We start from the raw sequence: 21,791 nt of genomic DNA, 5'->3' as shown, positions 1-21,791 counted from the left end.
TTAAGACAATATGATGTCTGATTTTAATTTTTTATATGTTTATTACTTGATAAAAAGGCTCTATTGTTCCATTTGAGCTTGAATTGTAGATTGTGGCTTTATTTAGTGTGTCTATTCTGGAGACCGGATCATGTATATGACCGCAAAGAATTATTTTTACATTCATAAGTCCATGTTTTACTAGACGATAAAGTTCCATATCCCCATAGTCTTTATTGTTCTTAGAGATAGATGTTTTTGTTTTTGCCGGAGGCAAATGTGTTGCCAGTATGTCGCAATCTGCAAATTTTAAAATGTCCTCTTCGAGATATTTAGAACATCCAAATTTAATGCCATTGATATTTTTGATAGTATCATCACTATATATATTTTTTATTTGCTTTAGCCATTCATCTTTTAGACCTATATCATGGTTCCCACTACATACAAAAACAGGTTTTTTAAAACTTGAAAGCCAGCTGGATGTTTTTTCTATCTGAGTGGCTAACGGAGAATGGCCATCCAATAAATCCCCGCTAAAGCAAAATATGTCAAATTTATTTTCAAGGGCTGATATATGCTTAAAATATTCTACATTGAAATGTAGATCGCTGGCATGAAAAATTTTCATATCAATCACCAAACTCTGCTTCTATGAACTCTTTTCTCTCTTTATCTGACCTTATCGCATCCTCTAGTCTCATTACCCAAAAAACTGCGTTGTTTGTAATAGCATCTTCAAAAGGATTGCCATACATTTTGCTTAAGGCATTAAATACTTCATCGCCTTCATCGCAATCTACGCCAATACTCCCTAGATAAGGATATACAAGCATGCCAGGAGATACAAGATCAAATACCTCTGTCAATTTAGTATTAGGAAAATTTTCCTTCATGAAGTTCAAAAACTTTTCTCTTGCTTTTGTATCTATATATTTTTCATTCGTATTATCAAATGGATTGTCGCATACAATCTCTTTTTTAAACGCACATATATCATTATATCTTGTATGGAAAACAATCCAAAATCCAAACTCCTTGCCTCTTTTAATTATAAAATCCTCAACGGTAGGTAGCGCAACAGCCATGTTTTATTCCTTCTTTAAAATTAAGAAAATTATACATTAAAAAGTAGAAGGAATTATGTCTTGTTTATTCCAATTTTAAAATCTGTATTTTTGCTTCTAAAAGCATGGTTAAGTATAATTTGACATAACAAAAAACATACTTTAACATATATTAGCATTATTGATCAGAATATTTATATTTTATATTGATTATTACTTCATTTAAAATGTTTATGTGTACAAGAGAAGGGGTCTTAGGGGCAACTCCCTAACGAGTGATATTTTTGTCTGACTTGTCAGACAAAAAGTATCCTCGCCTATGTTGTCTCGCCTATGTTGTCTCGTATTATCATTTTGGATTTCTGTATGTATAAAAATATTTGCATATACTCTGCTTTTAAAATGCTTTGCTTTCAAATACTCTTTTTTTGTTTCTGAATAATATGTCTCTTATTCTTTAATTTTCTTACAGATAAGTTCAAGTTTTATTTTACCATTTGCTGCTCTAAAAAAGAATTAAGAAAAACTTTAGCTCATAGGCTGGCTATTTCGTAAAAAACAAGTAAGTAGCTTTGAACAACTTCTATAGCTTAACTTCTATTGAGATATTCTGCAATTATAATAAACATTATCTATCTATACAATATAATTAAAGCTCATATTTTTTGGTCTTTGCATTTTGTCACATAGAATAGTACGAACAAAATAGGGTCATATGCTCAATACTTAGTAGACTAATCTATTTAAATGATATGAAGTATTGAAATATTATTTTTTTTGGATTAAATAAATCAAAAACTAATTTTATATTTGTGTTTAAATTTTACTTTAGTTGCACGATTGGATGTTATATATAAAAACTTCAATTGAGAATACAGTTTTAAAGTGCATAACTTTCTGTTGTTGATATGGAATGATTTACTTGCTGAGTAATCTGCCGTAGTTGAGTGTTTTTGTTAATTTTAGGATTATTTTATCTACTAAGACAAGTATTTAGTCTTAATTTTATTGTATACTATGCTCTATAAGGTATAAAATTTGTTACAATTTAATACTTTAATTTTATAAAAGAGACAATATGAACATATTAAAATCAAGTATATATGATTTATTTAACGGACAAAAAGCTTTTCGCATACCTGTGTATCAAAGAGCATATAGTTGGGACAGAGTGAATCTATCTCAGTTTTTAGATGATATAAAAGAGGCTAGTCAAGGCAAGAACGAGTATTTTTTCGGCAATGTTTTGATTGAGAACAATTCTGACATTATAGATGGACAACAAAGAATAACTACTATCTTGATATTTATACGAGCTTTACTTGACATTTTACCACAAAACATGTCAGAAGAAAACAATTTTCGTAAAGATTTTATTTTGGAAGATTTTTTGATATATAGAAATGTTCCAAAGCTAACCGTAATAGAATATGATAGGGACTATTTTAAAAGCCTTATTATTAACGGTGATGATGATAAAAGCAATCCTTCAACTCCAAGTCAAGTTCGCATAAAAGAGGCTAAAGAATATTTTAAAACAGAGCTTAAAAAGCTTGAGTTGGAAACGATAAAGTCAATGTATTATACTGTTTGCAAAGCACAGATTATTACTATACCTTTTGAAAATAAAAAAGATTCTGTACTTATGTTTGAGCTACAAAACAACCGCGGTAAAAGCCTAACAAATATGGAAAAACTAAAATCTTTTATAAGTTATCAAATTTATATCCATGCACAAAACAAACAACAAGTTGAGCTTAAGCTTAGCGAAGTGATAGGAATGTTTGAAGATATTTATCGTGAATTAAAGAACATAAATGCTAACGAGGACTCAGTATTACGATACTTTAATATTTCTAAGTTCGGCTTTACATACAGAGAGGACGATCCTAAGCTAAACTATAAAAAACATCTAAAGGAACAGTGTTTTGAGAGTCATGAAGTCATAAAGTGGATAGATGATTATGTAAAAAATTTAAAAAATGCCTTTCTTGACTTTAAGGAATTTGAAAAAACTGAATATATAAAGCAGTTTAGAGCTTTAGAAAGATGGGAGGTGTATCCTTTTGTAATTAAAGCTTACTCTATGCTTAGACAAAACAGTCAGGAATTGGTACAAGTCTTTAAAGCATTAGAAATAATAGCGTTTAGAGATAGAGCTGCTGATACTAGAGCAGACTTAGCATCCAGGTTAAATAGTGCTTTGGATTTTAGTAATAGTGCAGAACTAGTAGATAAGCTTCGTAAAATTTGCAATGGTGACATGACAATACAGTATTGGGGGGATGAGCGAATAAGTGCTAATTTAACAAACATAAATGATATAAAACTGCTTAACTATATCTTTGTAAAGTATGAAAATTTCTTACGTCAAAAGCACTCAACTAAACGTGGATATGTCTTTGAAAACAATGTAAAAGACCCACAAATAGAACACATCTCACCACAAACAGAGCCTAATGAAAAATTAGCTAGCGGATATAGCGAGTATGACCAAATTTTTTTTGAAAAATATATAAATAGCATAGGAAATAAGGTTTTAATTGCAGGTTCCCACAACGCAAGTATTGGAAATAAGCCATTTTTGGATAAGCTTAGCTCATATAACGAAGCAGATCTGATGCAGTTAAAAGAAGTTTGCAGCTTTGCCACCGATAACAAGATTTGGGATAAAAAAGCAATAGAAAAAAGGCAAATTTCTCTTGTGAATTTTATACAAGAAACTTGGAGATACTAGAACAAGTTGAAAATAAGTTTTGTAAATAACAGGCAATAAGAGATGAACGCCTATTTTGTTAGACGAAGATAACAATTGGAGTTAGAATATTGATGAGTAGTTGGATATTTAGTTCTGTGTGTAAATAATTTATTCAGTTTTGAACACATACAAGATGATAATATTAACCTTAAGAAATTTGACTTTAGTAGCTATTTTGTAGATAATGTGGCTTTGCTCCTAAAAAACAAAATGTAGCTATACTCGATAAGTATAGTTTGTGAGAAGATATGCCTAATCAAAAGTAGTTATAGTATCACGATAAGAGTAAACTTGATAGACAAGGAATATAAGATTATAAAAGAATATGAATTTATAAAATAAACTACTGCTGTGGATTTAATCTATTACACGAGAAATTAAATAATGTATCAGGAGTAAAAATATTATTCAAAATTGTCTTTACGAAACTGCTGTTCAATGTTGTAAGGTCTTATGGATCAAGTAAGCAAGATTAGAACTAAAAGTCTAGCCAAATAGTACCAGTAAGTACCAATCAGACTCGATTTTATAAAGAAAACTCTTAGTGGTATGAGTAAGACAGTTTTTCTGATGGCTTTGTGGAATTTGACTCATATATCTTTCCTGTAATGATAAATAAAACCAAAGAGGTTATGATTAATAGTTGAAGTAATAATATACTAATCTACTTTTTAGTAAATACATATTTTGTGATAGTTGCTGATATATTAGCCAAGCAGAGCGGACGACTATGAACTATATGAAGTAAAATATAGCAAATCTGCAAAGACTATCATATAGACGACATAAGTTTTTAGCATAACGCTATAAACAAGGCTATAGATAAAGCCTGTATAGTACATATATAGTAGCATTTAGTAAGCTAAATTTTAAAGAGCTATTTTATATGAATGACACTAATCATTATTTATATATTTTATATGGGTTACTCTATATAAAATGTCTATGTTGGCAAAAGACTTTTTCTTGGTCTACACAACCTAACATGTAAAACAAATATGAATTTAAAGATGATACAAATAGCAATTTATCCATTGCTTAGTGGGTGGATATGTTTTAGATTTTAATTAAGAATAATATTATTTATATAAAATAAATGAGTGATGAAAAATAATCACTTTTATATTAATATACAAAAATATTGAAACTTAAAAAAGCATTAAAATATTTAAGGCATATAAATAATATTGACAAAGTGTGACATATAAAAGCCTTTAAGGTTTATAAAACATTATAGAGCTACTATTAAATAGAGGAATGTCTAGTTTGGGGAAAGTTGATTTGTCGTTAGTGTAGATCCTTTCACAGCCATTTTCTAAAGCACAAAAATACTGCAAAATATCTTCAAAGTCAGATTTTTTAGAAAAGTTTCCAGATTTTAAATAGCTCTTGCAGGCTAAATCTATCATTTCAGAACTAAAAGCAACGATTGCAAAATGCTCATCATTGTTTATAGTATGGAAGAACTCAACCGCTTCTTTCTTATTAGTGCAATTATATATTACATTTGTCATGATATCTTGACTGATAATCATAAAAATATCTTTTTTATAAAAATCAGAAATAAGTTTTGTCGCTTCTAAATGGTCTACGCGTTCAGAATCAAGGTAAGATATGATGATATTTGTATCTAAAAAGACTTTCATTGCCTGAGTGCTCTATTTTTTCTCATATCTTGAACTGTCATATCTTTAAATACGCCTTTTTGAGAGCCAGCAAAACTCATGATCTTTTCTAGTCCATTTTTGCCGCTATCTTTTCTGCCAATATCTGATTGTGAAAAGGATGCTAATTTTTCAGAGATAAATTTTGCTAAGTCAATAAGATCAACTCTATCGCTTGGTATTTCTAAATGAAAAACTTGCATGGCCATATCATCTCCTTTTTGTTTTGATTATATCATAAATTCAAATAAACACTATTTTTTATACAACCTCTTAACCATATCTTTACCGCTATCTGGCATTAGTTTGGCATATCTAAGGGTATGGTTTATATCCGAATGATTCATCAGTTTCTTTATTGTAAGTATTGGAGTGCCTGCTATTGCAAGATGAGAAGCAAATGTGTGTCTTAACGTATGAATTACTACTCTATTTGCGCTATCTTCTGGGGCAAGCCCGTCGTTAAAGAGCTTATTTAAAGAGTATTGCAGTACGTTTTGAAGAGTGGCGTATGGTTTATTGATAATCGGGTCATTTGGCAATAGCTGAGTATAAATTTTATTAATAAGTCCTAACGCTTCATCACTTAAAAAGCCTGTATATCTTCTGTTTTCAGGATTTTTACTTTTAAAGTCCGTTAGATTTACACTCATATTTGAAAGTGATATATCCTTTTTCTTTATGTTTAAAATGCCATCTAGTCTAGCTCCTGTACATAGAGCAAGCTCTACAAATAGTTCTAATGCGAAATCATTTTTCTTGGCGATTTCTTTACGAAGCAAATCTATCTCTATAAGCTCTAAAAACCTCTCTCTTTTATTATCGGGCTTTTTAATCTCTATATCAAACGGATTAAGATGAGATATTAGTTTTTGTTTTATGGCATAGTTAAAAATAGTCCTAATTATTCCCATAACTGTATTTACTCTGGAATGAGATAGCTTTCTGCCTGTTCTATCTGATACTATCTCTTTTATATCTTTAAAATGATCTTGCAGTATTTCAGAACTTATGCTGCTTGTAGTCATATTTCCAAATTTACTTTTGTGATATTGCTCATACATGGATATTTGTTCTTTTACGTTTTCTATTTTTTCTGGATTTTGTTCAAGTTTATAATCAAAAAACGCCTTTGCTATCTCATCAAATTTTATATCAGTACTCTTTGATTGCTGTTTTTTGGTTATTTTATCGGGTAGTTCACCATTTCTCTTTTTTGTGTCAAATTCTTTCTTTTTGTTGTATGCATAAGTGACATTTACACCTTCTGACTTTGAACCTATTTTGACATCTTTGCCATCAATTCTTATGTAGAATACTATATCATTATTATCAGGAACATATATTCTTACTCCAGGATATTTATTTGTATTTGCAAATTTGTTATAAGATATAAGTGCCATTTAAGGTTTCTCCTTTTGCTTAAAAAAATTAATGGCATTTTTCCCCTTTATTTCCCCTCTGTTTTTATAAAAAAGCATGATATTCTAGTGTAACTTAGAATATGCTTAATAAATAGAAATGCGTATTTTAAGGCTTTATATGCCATATTACGACTATCTAGAATAGTTTAAGAAATAGTATTAGACGAATCCAGCATCCGGAGCCATTTCCTTTCAGTTCCATTTTTTTCTTTATTTTTCCACTTTATTCTTTTTCTTTCCGAAAAGTTCTTAGAAAGCCTTAAATACGAGCTTAGAATCAACTATTTTTCTTTGATTTTTGATCTGTTTTTGCTTAAATTTTTCTTATTTTTTCCTTAAATTTCTTATTGATTCTATCCTATTCCGAAAAAAGTGAGACAAAAGTGAGACAGTAAGTATAAAATTTTTTACTGTCTCACTTTTTAATAAAGTATGATTTTGAAACTTCGTATGATTATATGTTATTACAAAAGTATATGTTTACTTTTTGGACAGTAGTTCGAACTCTATAGTAAGGATTTTTTTGTATTATTTTTTGATATTAAATTTAAGAAGTGTATTTCCTCGCTTTCTTATATGTTTTTTATATTTACTACATAATAGATACCTTAACTGCAAATAGAATTAACGAGAACTAGATATACCGGTTTAACAATGATAAATTTTGCAAGATCTCCAACTTCTAATACTAGAACACTACATAGAGCAAAAGACTGATATAAAGAGTTAATCGAAGTTGATTGTGATTAAAACGAACCAAAAGATAAGATATCCATAGGAGCAATGTTTGGATACTTTATAGAAGTAGAAGGTATAGGTATGGATTTGGACAATAAGATGTTTGATGAGTTTTTAGAAGAAGTAAACAGATTCAACAGAGAATTCTATCAAAATCACCAAACTTTAATAGACAACTATGACTTTACTAAGATATTTGAAAGAAAAGCTAAAGTAGAGTTTACTATAGGTAGAAGCTTGAATTTAAAGGGTTAAAGTATTAAATATTAGTTTTGTGTGTTTGCTTTATAATGCCGGACATAAAGAGTATCAAACTTCAGTAAACTAAATTTTAAACACACCTTAAATTATACTAATATAGAATATCAAGCAACTTAACTTCAATATTTCAAAAAAACAAAAAGGATAAATTTGAGAGATTATGATAAAGAGCCGATAATCTTACCCGAGCATATTAAGCTTGAAGAGGGTGAAGAGGTATTATATTGTTTTAAAAATACAAATTCTTTTTTTGGTGTCAGGATTTTTATTTGTATATTTTTGATATTCATTTTGATTCATATCATAGATAGTGGTATTTTATCTATGATAATCATACCTATTTTTTTAATATTCTTGCTTTATACTATATATTGTGAGATATCAAACTATGCAAGGCAGTATATATATTACTAATAAAAATCTTATTACTGGAAATAATCTAAGAATAAAAAAGAGGATATATTCTATAAATATTCAATCTATGTGTTCGGATATTATCCTATAATTATTTTTTATAAAAACAAAAAGTTTTTATATTTTTTAGGCTCTATTAAAATACTTCATTGATATTTCTTGGCAAAAAATACTAAGCTTAATCGTTATAACTGTAAAAAACACTAAAGATATACTATGAATTTAAAAAGTCATTTACATCGATTGCTAATTTCGGACTTTATACAATATTTAGTTACATTTTTTGGAATCTAAAATATCATAATCAACACTATATTTTAACAGAGCCTAAAAATAATAAAACTCATTAAAATCTCAGTAGAAAATTATAATTAGCCACTATTTACAAAATCGCCAATCGACCTACAAGTATTTTAATATAGATTTTAGACAGGTTGTGTCATTTTTAGTTAAGTCATCGTAAATTTCTAATTATGCTTGCAAACCTTAAAATACTTTAACTTGGCTATAGATATTTGTATGTTATATTTATATGATAGTTGTTGCTTTTAAATATCATATTTTCTTTAGAAGTATTAATTTGTTTTATAAAAAGCTCGCTATTATGTAGCAAATGCACAAGACTTTCATCGTAAAAGAGGCTAAAATTCTGCCATAGCTTTAAATAAGAGATATTTCTTTTTAAGCTATAAAAACATCTGCTTTAAAGGATTTATTATGGCGGTTCTTGAAAAGCTAGGGCGAAGCTATATATCTCTAATAGAGAAAAAGATATAATTATAAGAGAGTTGAGGAGATGAGATGCTAAAAATTAGATTTTTCATAAGGTATGGTCAAAAATGATAAAATGGACATTAGAAGATGATATAAACGACTATGTAAAAAAGAAACTCGAAGAATTAGGACTAGAAAAACTCAAGGACTATAATGTTGAGTCTAGTATGTCTAATTATATGAAAGAAGCACTTAGAGGCTCAGCGAAGACAAAAAACAAGACGAATTTTGGGAAGCCCGATTTTCACATAGAAAAATATAATATACCTGTAGTTTTCGAGAATAAACTTGATGGTAAAAAAATAGTTGCAGAGACTAAAGATGGCATAAAAGCAGATGAAAAATCCATAAGAGCTTACGCGGTAAACGGAGCTTTGTATTATGCTACACAGATGATCGATAGCGATAAGTATAATGAAGTAATTGCAATTGGTGTGGCAGGGAGTAGTGAGCATGATGTAGAAATAAAAATCTATTATGTTTATGGTTCTTCAATGAAATCTATCAAGTATATGGACAGATATACTACATTGGATTTTCTAGAGAACGAATCTTCCTTTGCAAATTTCTATAAAGACGCGATACTGACAGAGGAAGAAAAACACGAGCTACTGATTACAAGTAAAAAATCTTTAAATGAATATGCTACAAAATTAAATAAACTAATGCACAATCATAATATAACAGCTCCTCAACGAGTGCTGTATGTTTCAGGCATGCTTTTGTCTATGCAAGATGTCATTAACAAAAATGGACAGAAGATACAAGACGGGCTTACTCCTGATGATTTAAAGGGAGTTCAAACAGAATCCAAGAGAGATGGAAAGCTAATTGTGTCTCAAATTAAAGAGTTTTTAACTGCGAGAGATATTGATGCTGATAAAAGAGATTTGATGTTGGCTTCTTTCTCAGAAATATCAAAAGACAAACAGCGTGATGAACTCATAGAAAACCATAAGCAAGTATCAAACTTATTGGAGAAAGAAAGTAGTTGTAATAAGCAGATTTTCACATTCTTATACGAATATGTTTTTAAGCAAATTGATGCAATTGCCGGTCATATAGATATAATGGGTGAGATGTATTCCGAGTTTCTCAAATATGCTCTTGGAGATGGAAAAGAAATAGGGATTGTTTTAACACCACCCTATATTACAAAGCTAATGGCTGAAATTTTAGAAGTAACCGAAGAAAACAGAGTTATGGATCTAGCAACTGGAAGTGCAGGGTTTTTAATTAGTAGCATGGAACGTATGATTGCCTGCATTGAGCATAAGCATGGGAAAGATACTACAAAATCAAAGGATAAAATCAAAGAAATAAAAGCCGAAAGACTTTTAGGTGTAGAGCTAAACGCAGAGATGTATACTCTGGCTACTACGAATATGATATTAAGGGGTGATGGTTCAAGCAATATCCAGAAAGGGAATACATTCAAAACACCTGAAGAATTATATGTAAAATTTAAAGCCGATAGAATTCTTCTTAATCCTCCATTTAGTTATGATGAAAACGGGATGCCTTTTATCGCTTTTGGTCTTGATAAAATGCAAAAAGGCGGACTAGGGGCAATTATTATTCAAGATAGTGCTGGAAGTGGGAAAGCAGTTGAAACCAATAAAAGAATTATTAAAAGCCATAGTTTGATTGCGAGTATAAAAATGCCTATTGATTTATTCGAGCCTATGGCTACAGTTCCTACAAGCATTTATATTTTTGAAGCAGGGAAGTCACACGATTTTAATAAAACAGTAAAATTTATTGATTTCAGAAATGATGGCTATAAGAGAACTAAAAGAAAAATTCAAGAAATAGATAGAGCCACGGAAAGATACAGGGGGTTATTACAGGTCTACAAGAATGGTTTAAAAGCGAAAATAGATCAAAAACTTTGGGTTTTAGAGGATATTTATGTCGAAGATTTTATTGATGAGTCGGGAGCAGATTGGAACTTTGATCAGCACAAAAAAATTGATACAACGGCTAACTTAGATGATTTTAAAACCGTAGTTTCTGATTATTTAGCTTGGGAAGTTGCAAAAGTATTAAAAAAAAATAAATTTAATAATTTTAAAAAAAATCAAAGCAATTGCATAGAAAAACTTGAGCGTGACTTTAAAAAATGGGTGGTACGTGGAATGTGAAGCCGGCAAAAGAACTATTTGAAATAAAAGGAAACCCTCAATTAAATAAAGACAGCTTTATTTTTACCGATAATGAGCTATACCCTTATTTTACAAGAACTGTTTTAAATAACGGTGTCTCTGGCTACGTAGAATATTTGGACGAAGATCATAAGATTAATGGCAATAGTATAGCTGTAGGGATGTTAGGAATGCAATTTTTTTATATGGAAAAAGATTTTTATGCAGGACAATTCACAAAAACAATAATCCCCAAAGTTCCATATTTTAATAAAAAAGTAGCCTTGTACTTTATTTCACTTTTAAATAAGTATCAAAAAAATTTCCAAAGTGTTTTGGTTAGAGATTTTGAAAAAACATTTTACGAAACAATGTTAAGGTTACCTTTTCTAAACGGTGAAATATGTTTTGCTTACATGGAAAAATATATTGAGGAGCTTGAAGCCGAACGTATTGAGGAGCTTGAAGCATATTTAAAGGCAGCAGGGCTAAAAACTTAAATACGATAGAAGGAAATAGACTTGGTAATACTCTATTGATATAGTGTTTAATTAAATAATGCAACTATGTGTCAACTAGGCGTAAATATTAGTAAATACTTGTTAAAATTTTTAGCAATGTTTTATTATGAAAGTCTTGTGCATTTGCTACATAATAGCGGCTAAATCGTTTGGCCTTTCTTTGCTGCCGCTATCTATATTATATATTCTTTATTATTGATGTCATTGGAATGCTAATTAATATGTTTTTTGCTCGTATATTAGTTTCAAACAATAAAAGCGGTCAACCATAACGCTATTTTCACAATATGTAAATTTTCTCTTCAATAGCAAATTTATTTTGTCATTAACCCTAAAATATTTATAGTTTTTGCAGCCGGAAGTCTATAGCATTTATGCCAATCATACCCATCATAAATAAACATACTTAAAAAATACAATCGCAAAAGTCTCGCAAACGTAGTGTTTCTGCATTATTTTGATACCCCAAGACAAAATCAAGAAACAATTAAGCTGATTTTTTGTCTTAATTATACAAATCGAAACAAGATCAAATTTTATTTTTGATATTTATTATTATTTATGTTACTTTAAGTTACCGTACGATAAGTTCGATACATAATTGATGTTACAATAAGTACTGGGGCTAAAATTTCAAAGAAGGTCGTAAAGTGAGTAAAAAAATGATGGGTATCATATTTGCCTCCGTCTTAACATTAGTCTTACTCACGCCGGTGGCGTGGTATTTCGGGCTATTTAATGCGGACTGGCCGTATATTTTAGGTTTTAGCGATGCACCTGCCGCTCCCGTCTTTAAGCCTATCGATATCAGCAAAAAAGGTAATAAGGTAGATTTTCTCGTAAGGATTGAGGATAAGATACCTAAAGTATTTGTAGATTTATACTATAATAGATATAGACAAACAAAAATAGACGATGAAACCTATGATAAACTCGTAGAAAAATATCTCTGCACCAGTTATTTTGAACGCAAATTCCCTCCGTTTCCAATCAAAATCACGGTAAAAGCCATAAAAGATACAAACATAACCCTGATTGACGACATTGTTAATCCGTCAGAACCAGTTAGGGTCGCCCATGGTCGAACTATATTTTACAAAAAACTTGAACCGGGAATTTATGAAATCATAGTAGAGACTGTAAACGACTATCCTGAACTAAAAGACTTAGACGCTTGGATTTATGTCAATTATGATTTTGCAAAGTAGATGACAAATTTCTTATAAAGGAGCAATCATGTTTACCCTTACGGTTAAGATAGCAGCTGCAGGTGCTAAAATGAAAGACGAAAGTCCATCGATAGCGGGACATATGTGGCTTTCTGTATACGGCAATGGTAAAACTTCATCAATGGGATTTGGACCCGCAAAACAAGGAGATCCCTTTGGTCCTGGGGAACAAAAATACCAGGACGATAGTAAATATCTAGATATATATTATTCGGGCAAGATATATATTACTGAAGATCAATACCATATTCTGAAAGATTTTAGTAAAGACCCTAAAAAATACGGATTTGATATAGATAAATACAATGGAGTAGCCAATAGTTGCATAGATTTCACATGGAAAGCACTACATGCCATCGGTCTTAACCCTACAGATTTTGAAGGAAATTTACTCCCATCGGATAATGCCGATAATGTCGATAAATCATTATATAAGTACGTTATGGGCAATGGCATTGGATGGCAGGATACCGCAAGTAAAGGAAATTATCATGTCACGTATGAAAATAATGAAAATAATACGGTTCAAAATGATGGCCTAATTAATACAATATTTGGCCTAGGAGGTGACGATAATATTAAAATAAATGGGAATAAAGACAGTATTATAGTGGGTGGCGCTGGCAACGATACATTGGTAGGTGGAGACGGTGCAGACCATATATATGCCGGAAACCAACCAATGATACCATTAACTGCAGATTCTACTAATATTGATCAAGGAAGCTTTAATACCCTAACCGGCGGAAAAGGAAGAGATTTTCTGATGGGCGGAGTTGGCGATGATACCCTGATCGGAGATGATGATAATGAACGTGATGCTCTTATGGGTGGAAAAGGTAAAGATACCTACCGTGCGGGGAATCTTGATATCGTCAAGGACGACGACGGCAAAGGAGAGGTGTATTTTAAAGGAGATTTATTAAAAGGCGGAATTTATAATAAAGAAGAAAAGGCCTATATTAGCGAGGATAAAAAATTCCAATATAAATTTATCGGCTCATTATTATCCGTCAAGAATCAACAAACAAATGATACCATAATTATAGAAAGATATTTTAAAGAAGAAAAAAGCCTTGGTATTAACTTATCCGATAAAGCAGGTAAAGAAGTATCTATCGTCATAGATACCACCGGCTCTATGTATGATGATATAGATACAGCAAAAGCGAGCGCAAGAGCAATAGCAAGCAATATTTTCAAAGAAGGCACTTATTCAAAAATTTCAATCGTCACTTTCAGTAACAATAATATAAAAACGGTTGGCGTATATACCGACTATGAGTCATTTCAGCAAGGTATTAACTCCGTGAGAGAAGAGGGTGGCGGCATCGAATATCACAATGCCGCTATAATAGAAGGCATGAGAAATTTTACAAAAGACAATGGCTTAAGCAAAGAAATATATCTTATGACCGACGAGCCTGGAGATGACAATGAAAGAACTCAAGAAGTAATAGATATGGCTAAGAATTTTGGCACGAGCATTCTAAGAAGCATAAGTGCCAAATCCAATTCTGAACATTTTGATAATTCTGTAAAAATAAACGTAATATCCATTAATTCCGATTTGCAAAATTTAAAAATTTATGCTCAAGAAACCGGAGGCAAATTTTTTCAACCAAATAGTCTCGGAGAGCTTGAGGATGCTTTATTCGATCTTAGTAATACTGGCACCAATCAAAATGAAACCATTAAAGGTAACGACAAGGATAATATCATAGATGGCAAAGGCGGAGACGATATATTAGAGGGCGGTAAAGGCAGCGATACATATATATTTGACGCAAATTTCGGCAAAGACGTTATTGTTGAAACAAATACAGAAAATAAAGACAAAAATAGTATCGATATGTCAAAATTTAGCATCAAAGAAGTTGTATTTAGACAAAAAAATAATGATGTTGTAATACATAAATCAAAAACCGATGCGGTTACCATAAAGGATTTTTACGGCACAGAAGAAAAAATATCACTCATCAAATTTAAAGATATCGTTTTGGATCACAAAGCCATAAAAGAATTTACGGCGCTGCAAACCAATAAAACCGTCATAAAGTTCGCGGAAAAAGGCGAAACAAAGTTAAAAACTCTATTTGACAAGGTATATTTCAAAGCCGATGATGATACCCCTACTTTAATAGAAGGTGGAGTAAGAAGTGATGCTTTGATAGGTTCAAATTTAAGCGATAAAATCTATGGACATATCGGACACGATACCATTGTAGGCGGCAAAGGCGATGATTATCTAAACGGCGGTATAGGCAATGATACATATATTTTTGCTAAAGGTGACGGGAAAGATATTATCAAAGATACCGGCGGTAGAGATACTCTTTTACTCAGAAATATTAACAAAGACGAACTGATACTTAGCAGGAGTAAAAATGACCTTATTATACACTTTAAAAACCAAGCCGATGAGATTACTGTGAAAGATCATTTTAAATGGGCATTTGGCTATCACAACAAGCTAGAAAACATCAAATTTGAAGATAATACACAGGTAAGTCATCAAGATATATCAGATATGCTCGTTAGTTTATCTGGCGTTAATACTTATGAATCTCATGTGGATATAGGACAGTAAAAATTCTTTTTGTGAGTACTATTTATGGTACTCACAAAAATATGGATAACTCGGATAGAGTTACGCAAGAGGGGTATAATGGGTTTCGCGGATCATACACAAACGACGGATACGGTTTTACCATAGGTTTTCCCAATTTTGGAAATCCGGTGGTAAAAGAATTTGCCGGAGGCGGATATAGAGGATCTAAATGCTAAACTGAAAGAAAAAGGCGATACTCAAGTCGACATCTCAAAGATCGATAATCGCCTTTTTTACTACAAGGAAAACCCCTACACCGTATTTGCACCGGAGAGTAGATACAAAAAGGCGGAAGCCGATAGTATTAAGAACTTTTTTGATGCATACGCGGATAAAGACGGCTGGGTAGACCTAAGAAACAATAACGTATTTAATAAAAATAGCCTATTTAATAACTTTGCCTATGAAAAGGTTGGATTTGACGGAAAGCTAAAGCTTAGTGAGTTTAATCCTATAATAGAATCAGATACTCCTAAAGATAAAGACTTCTCATACACAGGATATCAAAGAAGTAGCTTTATGAAGTTTTATAACGATTACCGTAAAGAGCTTGATGCTCACACTAAAGATATAGAGTGGCTAAGTAAGAATTTAAAAGATTATGATGTGCAAAACGCAGATGAGTATATATCTAAGCTAAAAGATAGTAAATCATCTTATATGCTTGCCATGGAAAATGAGTTTAAAAAAGCCACCGGATTAGAATTTAGCATATCAAATTTAGAAAAGGTAAAAAGAGCCTTTGAATCAGATAGTAATAAAGCCGCACTGGCATTAAACGATAGCGATAGCGTAATAGCCATGAGAATGAATAGTAACGGAACCATAACCTTAAAATTTGATAGCGGTAGGGAGATAGACGTAAGAGATCTATATACGGATACCGGCAGATTAAATACTTCAGGAGATAAAAGAGCAAGCATTAACCTTGAAGCTAAGAATATGAGTAAAGAAGAACTAAACAGCCTTGACTTTGAAACCATAGCTATTAAACAAGATGATAAATTTGTAAGTCTAAAAGAGCTTGGAGCAACAGCGATAAGTAAGATAATGAAAAACAATGAATTAAGATTTTTAATACATCTAGCCGATAACAATATAATAAGCTCAAATGAGCTATACAATATCTCATATCTTAACCATACTCTAAATAGCAATGATAAACAGATACAAGAAAAGGATAGATTCTATAAGAGAGTGGATGTGAGGGTGTGAATTGGTGATACTAAATAAAAAACAAAAGAGTGAATTTAAGGCTTATGGTTATTAGGCAATATAATTAATCTATACTTCATATCTCAACACATCAACTTAACTGTTTTTATAAAATATGCTATAATACTTGTAATGCAAATAATACAAAGGACTAAATATGCAAATTTCAGTTAGACTAGATAAAGATATAGGAACTAAGCTTGAGAGATTAGCAAAAGATACCAAACGAACAAAAAGCTTTTATGTTCAAGAAGCTATAAAAAGATTCTTAGAAGATATGAATGATTATATAGATGCTATGGAAGAGTTAAAAAAGATAGAGAGTGATCCTAATCCTCAGTTTTATACTCTTGATGAAGTAGCTAAAGAGCTTGGCGTAAAAATATGAAAGTAAATTTCAGTAAAAATGCGTTAAAAGAGCTTAAGAAGTTAGATAATAGTATTAGCATTAAAATACTTAAAAAACTAAAAGAGATAGAAGGCTTAGATAATCCTCGTGATGAAGGTAAACCACTTATAGGAAATCTATCCGGTCTTTGGAGATATAGAGTCGGAGGATACAGAATAATATGCAAGATAAAAGATTATGAGCTTATAGTACTTGTACTTGGTGTTAGAAACAGAAGCGATGCTTATGATGGTGAGTTTGATGGTGTTTAAAAGGCAGGATAAACATAATAAAACTTTTAGTAAAAAGCATAAAACATTCTATTGTTATGACTAAGTGTTAGAAATCTATCCACTTTCATTCAGTCAAACTAGATAAAGACATAGAAGCTAAGTTTGAAAGAATAGCAAAGATACTTAAGCGAACAAAAAGCTTTTACGTTCAAGAAGCTATAAAATGTTCTTAGGGGGTATGAATGATTGTATAGATACTGTTAGGATGTATGAGTATTTAATATATTTAAATTGAAATGTTGTCAATTGTGCAAATTAAAACAAGTTACAATTTAATTGATACACATCACAATAATATTTGTATGTAGCTTTTACGCAAGACTATATTAAAATACAAAGAGAGGATTTTATAGGATTGAAAGCTGTAAAATCTTGATTAAAATTATAAAAACAGTAAAAATTATCTCATTAAGATGATAAAATACTTATTCCTATTCAATCTAAAATGATATTTTTTATGAGATAAAATATGAAATTTAAAACATCTAAAGACTCAAGTCATACAAACTATGGCTTATTTACTGCGTATGAACTAAGTTATAAAGAATTTATCAAGTTAAGTTTTGACGAATTTGTGAGCAAAAAATCTAAACCTAGATTAACAACTTAATATCGATAATACAAGCTTTGGTTTGTTTCTTAGTTTTGCCTCAAGATATCAAAAAGGATAAAAATGAATTTTGACAATCAAATTTTAATTATTTGTGAGAATATAGACAAAAACCTTGCAAATAACAGCATATGTGATGAACGGGGTTTTATAAGTCAAAATATCTTAGGTCAGCTTAGAACTCTAGTTGAATATATTTTTCAAAAAATTCACTCTACACAAGAAAATATAGACACAAACCAGTTTAAGCAAATAATAAATGAAAATGCCATTAAATATGTAAGATCAAAAGGAGGAAACTATCCATTTCTAGTAAAGTTTCACTCTTTCTTAGATAAGAGTACTTCTCACTATACTCTTAGTGAAAATTCCTCTGAGCGTCTGATGCTAAAGTATTTTATATATTTAATTGAATGTAAGAATTTTCTAAAAGAAAATTACAGCATTGAAGTTCTTAAAAATTTAAGTAAATTTCCGCTCAATTTAGACAAAAAATTTATGGAATATTACGAAAAAATTGCAGAAAAACTAGAAAATCAAAATATTTTAAGTAATTCTAGTAAAGAGAGCAGTGCTTACTATGTAACAAAAATAAAACCATTTATTGTAAAAGAACAAATTTATTATGAGATAACATTTGTAAATGCTGTTGATAATTTTAACAAATTTGACAAATTAATTGCATTCTCTAAATTTAGAATTTTTGATAATTATGCCTTAAATTTATGGCTTCATAACGAAAAGATAGAAATTTTAACCAAACAAATGCAGATAAAGATTATTGATGATTGGGAAGTTGCTATAAGACCCGCCGAATGGCAAAATTTTGGAAAAATATTTGGACTTTATAAAACAATAGGAAGAACAAATGAATATAAAGAATTGATGCGATTTTTAACACAAAATAAAATTAGCTTAGTTGATTTGATTGATAGGCACGACTATGAAAATATTAAAAACGATATTATTTCTAAAGGAAATGTTTCACATATTTTTGATATTTTAGACAGAGCAAAATCGGTAACGCAAGACGGTAAAAATACCGTTAGATATTTATTGTACAATTTAAGAAATCAAATAATAAAAAAGCAATTCGATAGCAATGAAAATCAATTCTTATCAAATTTAAGATTAAATTACAAATGTTCTCCTTTTGAACAAATGCCGTTTGCAACATCTTTACTTAACCACAATCCTAGTTTTTATGACTTAATGGAGTGCTTGAACCCAGCAGGAAGAGAGTATGAAATTTTTGCAAGAGCAGTAAGAAGCAAAATTGAAAATAATGGAAATTTATTTGTTGATAAAAAAGATTTTAATTTTAATAATATTGATGGCTTACGAGACAAATTTAATTCACTGCTTTGGAAGGGAAACACAAAAAATCCAAAAGGTCACACAGGCAGGAGAATTGAAGAATTTCAAAATCATTTTTACATAAAAGAGTATGTTGAAAAATCAATCGAAATTATTGATATACTTGGCGAATTAACCAAAAGCGGTATTGAGGGTTATTCAAATTCAGTAAAAGATTGGTTAAGTAAAAATCCAAATTTAATCAATGATAACAATAAAAAAGAAATTATTATTAATATGTTTGAGCATTCAAAAGTAGCGTTGATTTATGGTGCTGCAGGAACAGGCAAGACAAAATTGTTAGGATATGTATCAAAATTTTTTAAAGATCACACAAAATTATTTTTAGCAAACACAAATACTGCCGTAGATAATTTAAAAAGAAGGGTTGATGCAAATTTAGATAGCGATTTTAAAACAGTTACGAAAATAGCATCAAGCAAATCTGAGCACAAATATGATATTTTAATCGTTGATGAGTGTAGCACTATAAGCAATGATGATATGAAAAAAGTATTAAATAAAGTGCAGTTTGATCTTATTCTTTTGGTCGGAGATATATATCAGATAGAAGCAATATCTTTTGGAAATTGGTTTAAAATAGCTCAAAAATTTCTTAAAAATTGCTCTTTTTACCTAGAAAAAACATACAGAACAAAAGATGAAAAACTCTTAAATTTATGGAATGAAGTAAGGAATTTTGGCGACTCTATCAGTGAAATTTTGCAAAGAGAAAATTATTCGCAAAGACTAGAAGATTTAAGTTTTGAAAGCAAAGATGATGAAATTGTTTTGTGCCTAAATTATGACGGTTTATACGGAATCAATAACTTAAACACAATTTTACAAGAAAATAACAAAGAAAAAGGTGTTGAATGGAATCTCCATACATATAAGATTGGCGATCCGATTTTATTTAATGAAACGGAGAGATTTAAGCCTTTGATTTATAATAATATGAAAGGAAAGATTGTTGATATTGAGCTTGAGAATAAGCAAATTTGGTTTAGTATTGAGATAGAAAAAACAATAAACGCACTAGATGCTAAAAATTATGATTTTGAGTTGCTAGAAAATCAAGGAAAATCTGTTATAAAATTTTATGTAAATAAATACAAAACAGCCGATGAAGACGGAGGTTATAAAGATGACGAGGAAGCTACTGCCCCTTTTCATGTAGCTTATGCTATATCCATCCATAAAGCACAGGGCTTAGAATACAACTCCGTAAAGATAGTTATAAGCAGTGAAATTGATGAGATGATAACTCACAATATCTTTTATACTGCTATTACTAGAGCAAAGCAAAATTTAAAAATTTACTGGTCGCCTGAAGCTGAAAAGAAAATTTTAGAAAGTTTCAGAAAAATAAACAATAATAAAGATATTGAGTTTTTGAAAAAAATAAAAAAGTAAAATATTAAATATTTTAAGCTGCCAAAAGATGGCTTAAATTTTTACCTATCATAAATAAAATTTTTATTTATATCGCTTTCTCTAGAGGTGACTTAACTTCGCCATCTTTGATAGCGAGTGCATGTGCATCACTTACGCCTTCAAAAATATAAACTCTTTTCTTTTTATCTGTGGATCAAGTTTTAAGATGCTTGAGTACTGTTTTGAGGGCAGATAAATTCTTCTTACTCGCCTATTTGTGACATAGTAGTCTTTTACTATATCTCCATCATCAGCCTTTTTGTCAAAGCTTGCTGTATATTCGATTTAAAGAGGTTATCGGTATCTGAAAAGCTTGGTTTTATTTTGCATTTGTTTTGGTGCGTATTTGAAAAACTTATAAATTTTGTTGTGTTCCATAAGCCCGGCTGAACCATTAAAGAGCTTAGGTCAACAGCATCTTTTATCTGCATGATCTAATTAAAATAATCTAGACTTTAATAAAATATATTGAAAACTAATTGGTAAGTTTTAAAAACAAAGCTGTTAATTTAAGTATTTTCATAAAACATAAAAAAGATATCATTTTTTATATCATTTTAAGCCTTATATTTAGGGATTTAACTTATTTTTATAATTTTACCTTTTGAAAACCGATTAAAAAATTTATGAAATTTAACAAAAACTTTTCCGATTTTTTCCATTTTATTTCTAAGCTTATCCTATTTTATTCTACTTTATTCCGAAAAAAAGTGAGTCAAAAGTGAGTCACTACCATTTTTTTAGTAAGCTTAAAGTGGCTAAAATACAGTGTTTAATGCAAGCCGGTTCTGATTCAGCATCCGGAGCCATTTCCTTTCAGTTCCATTTTTTTCTTTATTTTTCCATTTTATTCTTTTTCTTTCTAAAAAGTTCTTAAAAAGCCTTAAATACGAGCTTAGAATCAACTA

16 protein-coding genes and 1 pseudogene are annotated in these 21,791 nt (G+C 30.2%); 12 read left to right on the top strand and 5 right to left on the bottom strand.

The genetic code is table 11. The features are described from left to right. Positions 1-31 precede the first annotated feature (31 nt). Positions 32-610: a metallophosphoesterase family protein gene (locus CDOM16190_RS09200; protein ID WP_170020361.1), complete on the bottom strand. Its 579-nt coding sequence runs from the start codon at positions 608-610 to the stop codon at positions 32-34. Between the two features lies 1 nt (position 611). Beyond that, on the bottom strand, positions 612-1,067 hold the full coding sequence (locus CDOM16190_RS09195) for a hypothetical protein (RefSeq protein WP_170020334.1): 456 nt from the start codon (positions 1,065-1,067) through the stop codon (positions 612-614). Positions 1,068-2,124: 1,057 nt separating this feature from the next. On the opposite strand from CDOM16190_RS09195, the gene CDOM16190_RS09190 reads away from it, so the two are divergent. Beyond that, complete coding sequence (locus CDOM16190_RS09190) at positions 2,125-3,783, top strand: DUF262 domain-containing protein (RefSeq protein WP_170020332.1); 1,659 nt, start codon at positions 2,125-2,127, stop codon at positions 3,781-3,783. Positions 3,784-5,018: 1,235 nt separating this feature from the next. Here the strand turns inward: CDOM16190_RS09190 and CDOM16190_RS09185 are convergent. The 3 genes from CDOM16190_RS09185 to CDOM16190_RS09175 are packed head-to-tail and all read right to left on the bottom strand — an operon-like array spanning position 5,019 to position 6,871. Continuing rightward, positions 5,019-5,450 carry a type II toxin-antitoxin system VapC family toxin gene (locus CDOM16190_RS09185; RefSeq protein ID WP_170020330.1) on the bottom strand — a complete coding sequence of 144 codons (432 nt, stop codon included), beginning with the start codon at positions 5,448-5,450 and terminating at the stop codon, positions 5,019-5,021. Next, positions 5,447-5,677, bottom strand: coding sequence for a hypothetical protein (locus tag CDOM16190_RS09180; RefSeq protein WP_170020329.1), 231 nt, complete (start codon positions 5,675-5,677; stop codon positions 5,447-5,449). The genes CDOM16190_RS09185 and CDOM16190_RS09180 overlap by 4 nt, the downstream gene beginning before the upstream one ends. Before the next feature lie 45 nt (positions 5,678-5,722). Continuing rightward, a complete protein-coding gene (locus tag CDOM16190_RS09175; protein ID WP_170020327.1) occupies positions 5,723-6,871 on the bottom strand; it encodes a tyrosine-type recombinase/integrase in 1,149 nt (382 codons plus the stop codon). Between the two features lie 804 nt (positions 6,872-7,675). Between CDOM16190_RS09175 and CDOM16190_RS09170 the strand changes: the two genes are divergently transcribed. The 11 genes and pseudogenes from CDOM16190_RS09170 to CDOM16190_RS09120 all read left to right on the top strand — a co-directional run bounded on the left by CDOM16190_RS09170 (position 7,676) and on the right by CDOM16190_RS09120 (position 20,862). Beyond that, positions 7,676-7,885, top strand: a complete 210-nt coding sequence (locus CDOM16190_RS09170; RefSeq protein ID WP_169976018.1) for a hypothetical protein — start codon at positions 7,676-7,678, stop codon at positions 7,883-7,885. A gap of 156 nt (positions 7,886-8,041) precedes the next feature. Beyond that, the gene (locus tag CDOM16190_RS09165; RefSeq protein WP_169976020.1) at positions 8,042-8,305 is read left to right on the top strand and encodes a hypothetical protein; all 264 of its coding nucleotides are present in this window, start codon (positions 8,042-8,044) and stop codon (positions 8,303-8,305) included. A gap of 839 nt (positions 8,306-9,144) precedes the next feature. After that, positions 9,145-11,130, top strand: a pseudogene (locus tag CDOM16190_RS09160) (HsdM family class I SAM-dependent methyltransferase); the annotation flags it as partial. 71 nt (positions 11,131-11,201) lie between these two features. Then, complete coding sequence (locus tag CDOM16190_RS09155; protein ID WP_170020323.1) at positions 11,202-11,723, top strand: restriction endonuclease subunit S; 522 nt, start codon at positions 11,202-11,204, stop codon at positions 11,721-11,723. Positions 11,724-12,394: 671 nt separating this feature from the next. Continuing rightward, positions 12,395-12,952 (top strand): DUF5625 family protein, encoded by a 558-nt coding sequence (locus CDOM16190_RS09150; RefSeq protein ID WP_169976171.1) that lies wholly within the window; start codon positions 12,395-12,397, stop codon positions 12,950-12,952. A gap of 28 nt (positions 12,953-12,980) precedes the next feature. Further along, the gene (locus CDOM16190_RS09145) at positions 12,981-15,563 is read left to right on the top strand and encodes a calcium-binding protein (protein ID WP_170020321.1); all 2,583 of its coding nucleotides are present in this window, start codon (positions 12,981-12,983) and stop codon (positions 15,561-15,563) included. 41 nt (positions 15,564-15,604) lie between these two features. Beyond that, a complete protein-coding gene (locus CDOM16190_RS09140; RefSeq protein WP_170020319.1) occupies positions 15,605-15,760 on the top strand; it encodes a hypothetical protein in 156 nt (51 codons plus the stop codon). Beyond that, positions 15,726-16,799: a response regulator gene (locus CDOM16190_RS09135; RefSeq protein WP_170020317.1), complete on the top strand. Its 1,074-nt coding sequence runs from the start codon at positions 15,726-15,728 to the stop codon at positions 16,797-16,799. Before CDOM16190_RS09140 ends, CDOM16190_RS09135 begins: the two co-directional genes overlap by 35 nt. 157 nt (positions 16,800-16,956) lie before the next feature. Then, on the top strand, positions 16,957-17,187 hold the full coding sequence (gene relB, locus CDOM16190_RS09130) for a type II toxin-antitoxin system RelB family antitoxin (RefSeq protein WP_169943208.1): 231 nt from the start codon (positions 16,957-16,959) through the stop codon (positions 17,185-17,187). After that, positions 17,184-17,459 carry a type II toxin-antitoxin system RelE family toxin gene (locus CDOM16190_RS09125; protein ID WP_170020315.1) on the top strand — a complete coding sequence of 92 codons (276 nt, stop codon included), beginning with the start codon at positions 17,184-17,186 and terminating at the stop codon, positions 17,457-17,459. Before relB ends, CDOM16190_RS09125 begins: the two co-directional genes overlap by 4 nt. 694 nt (positions 17,460-18,153) lie before the next feature. Beyond that, a complete protein-coding gene (locus CDOM16190_RS09120; protein WP_170020313.1) occupies positions 18,154-20,862 on the top strand; it encodes an ATP-dependent DNA helicase in 2,709 nt (902 codons plus the stop codon). The last annotated feature ends 929 nt before the right edge of the window (positions 20,863-21,791 follow it).

Origin of the sequence: Campylobacter sp. RM16190 (genome assembly GCF_012978835.1) — a bacterium.
In the GTDB taxonomy this organism is placed as follows: domain Bacteria; phylum Campylobacterota; class Campylobacteria; order Campylobacterales; family Campylobacteraceae; genus Campylobacter_A.
The sequence above is the reverse complement of the archived record's forward strand: the minus strand, read 5'-3'. Positions and strand labels throughout refer to the sequence as shown.

What these genes read in the sequence shown, in the direction of transcription:
- CDOM16190_RS09200 (WP_170020361.1), bottom strand. Translation starts at nt 610, where the DNA reads ATGAAAATTTTTCATGCCAGCGATCTACATTTCAATGTAGAATATTTT.
- CDOM16190_RS09195 (WP_170020334.1), bottom strand. Translation starts at nt 1,067, where the DNA reads ATGGCTGTTGCGCTACCTACCGTTGAGGATTTTATAATTAAAAGAGGC.
- CDOM16190_RS09190 (WP_170020332.1), top strand. Translation starts at nt 2,125, where the DNA reads ATGAACATATTAAAATCAAGTATATATGATTTATTTAACGGACAAAAA.
- CDOM16190_RS09185 (WP_170020330.1), bottom strand. Translation starts at nt 5,450, where the DNA reads ATGAAAGTCTTTTTAGATACAAATATCATCATATCTTACCTTGATTCT.
- CDOM16190_RS09180 (WP_170020329.1), bottom strand. Translation starts at nt 5,677, where the DNA reads ATGGCCATGCAAGTTTTTCATTTAGAAATACCAAGCGATAGAGTTGAT.
- CDOM16190_RS09175 (WP_170020327.1), bottom strand. Translation starts at nt 6,871, where the DNA reads ATGGCACTTATATCTTATAACAAATTTGCAAATACAAATAAATATCCT.
- CDOM16190_RS09170 (WP_169976018.1), top strand. Translation starts at nt 7,676, where the DNA reads ATGTTTGGATACTTTATAGAAGTAGAAGGTATAGGTATGGATTTGGAC.
- CDOM16190_RS09155 (WP_170020323.1), top strand. Translation starts at nt 11,202, where the DNA reads ATGGGTGGTACGTGGAATGTGAAGCCGGCAAAAGAACTATTTGAAATA.
- CDOM16190_RS09145 (WP_170020321.1), top strand. Translation starts at nt 12,981, where the DNA reads ATGTTTACCCTTACGGTTAAGATAGCAGCTGCAGGTGCTAAAATGAAA.
- CDOM16190_RS09140 (WP_170020319.1), top strand. Translation starts at nt 15,605, where the DNA reads ATGGATAACTCGGATAGAGTTACGCAAGAGGGGTATAATGGGTTTCGC.
- relB (WP_169943208.1), top strand. Translation starts at nt 16,957, where the DNA reads ATGCAAATTTCAGTTAGACTAGATAAAGATATAGGAACTAAGCTTGAG.
- CDOM16190_RS09125 (WP_170020315.1), top strand. Translation starts at nt 17,184, where the DNA reads ATGAAAGTAAATTTCAGTAAAAATGCGTTAAAAGAGCTTAAGAAGTTA.
- CDOM16190_RS09120 (WP_170020313.1), top strand. Translation starts at nt 18,154, where the DNA reads ATGAATTTTGACAATCAAATTTTAATTATTTGTGAGAATATAGACAAA.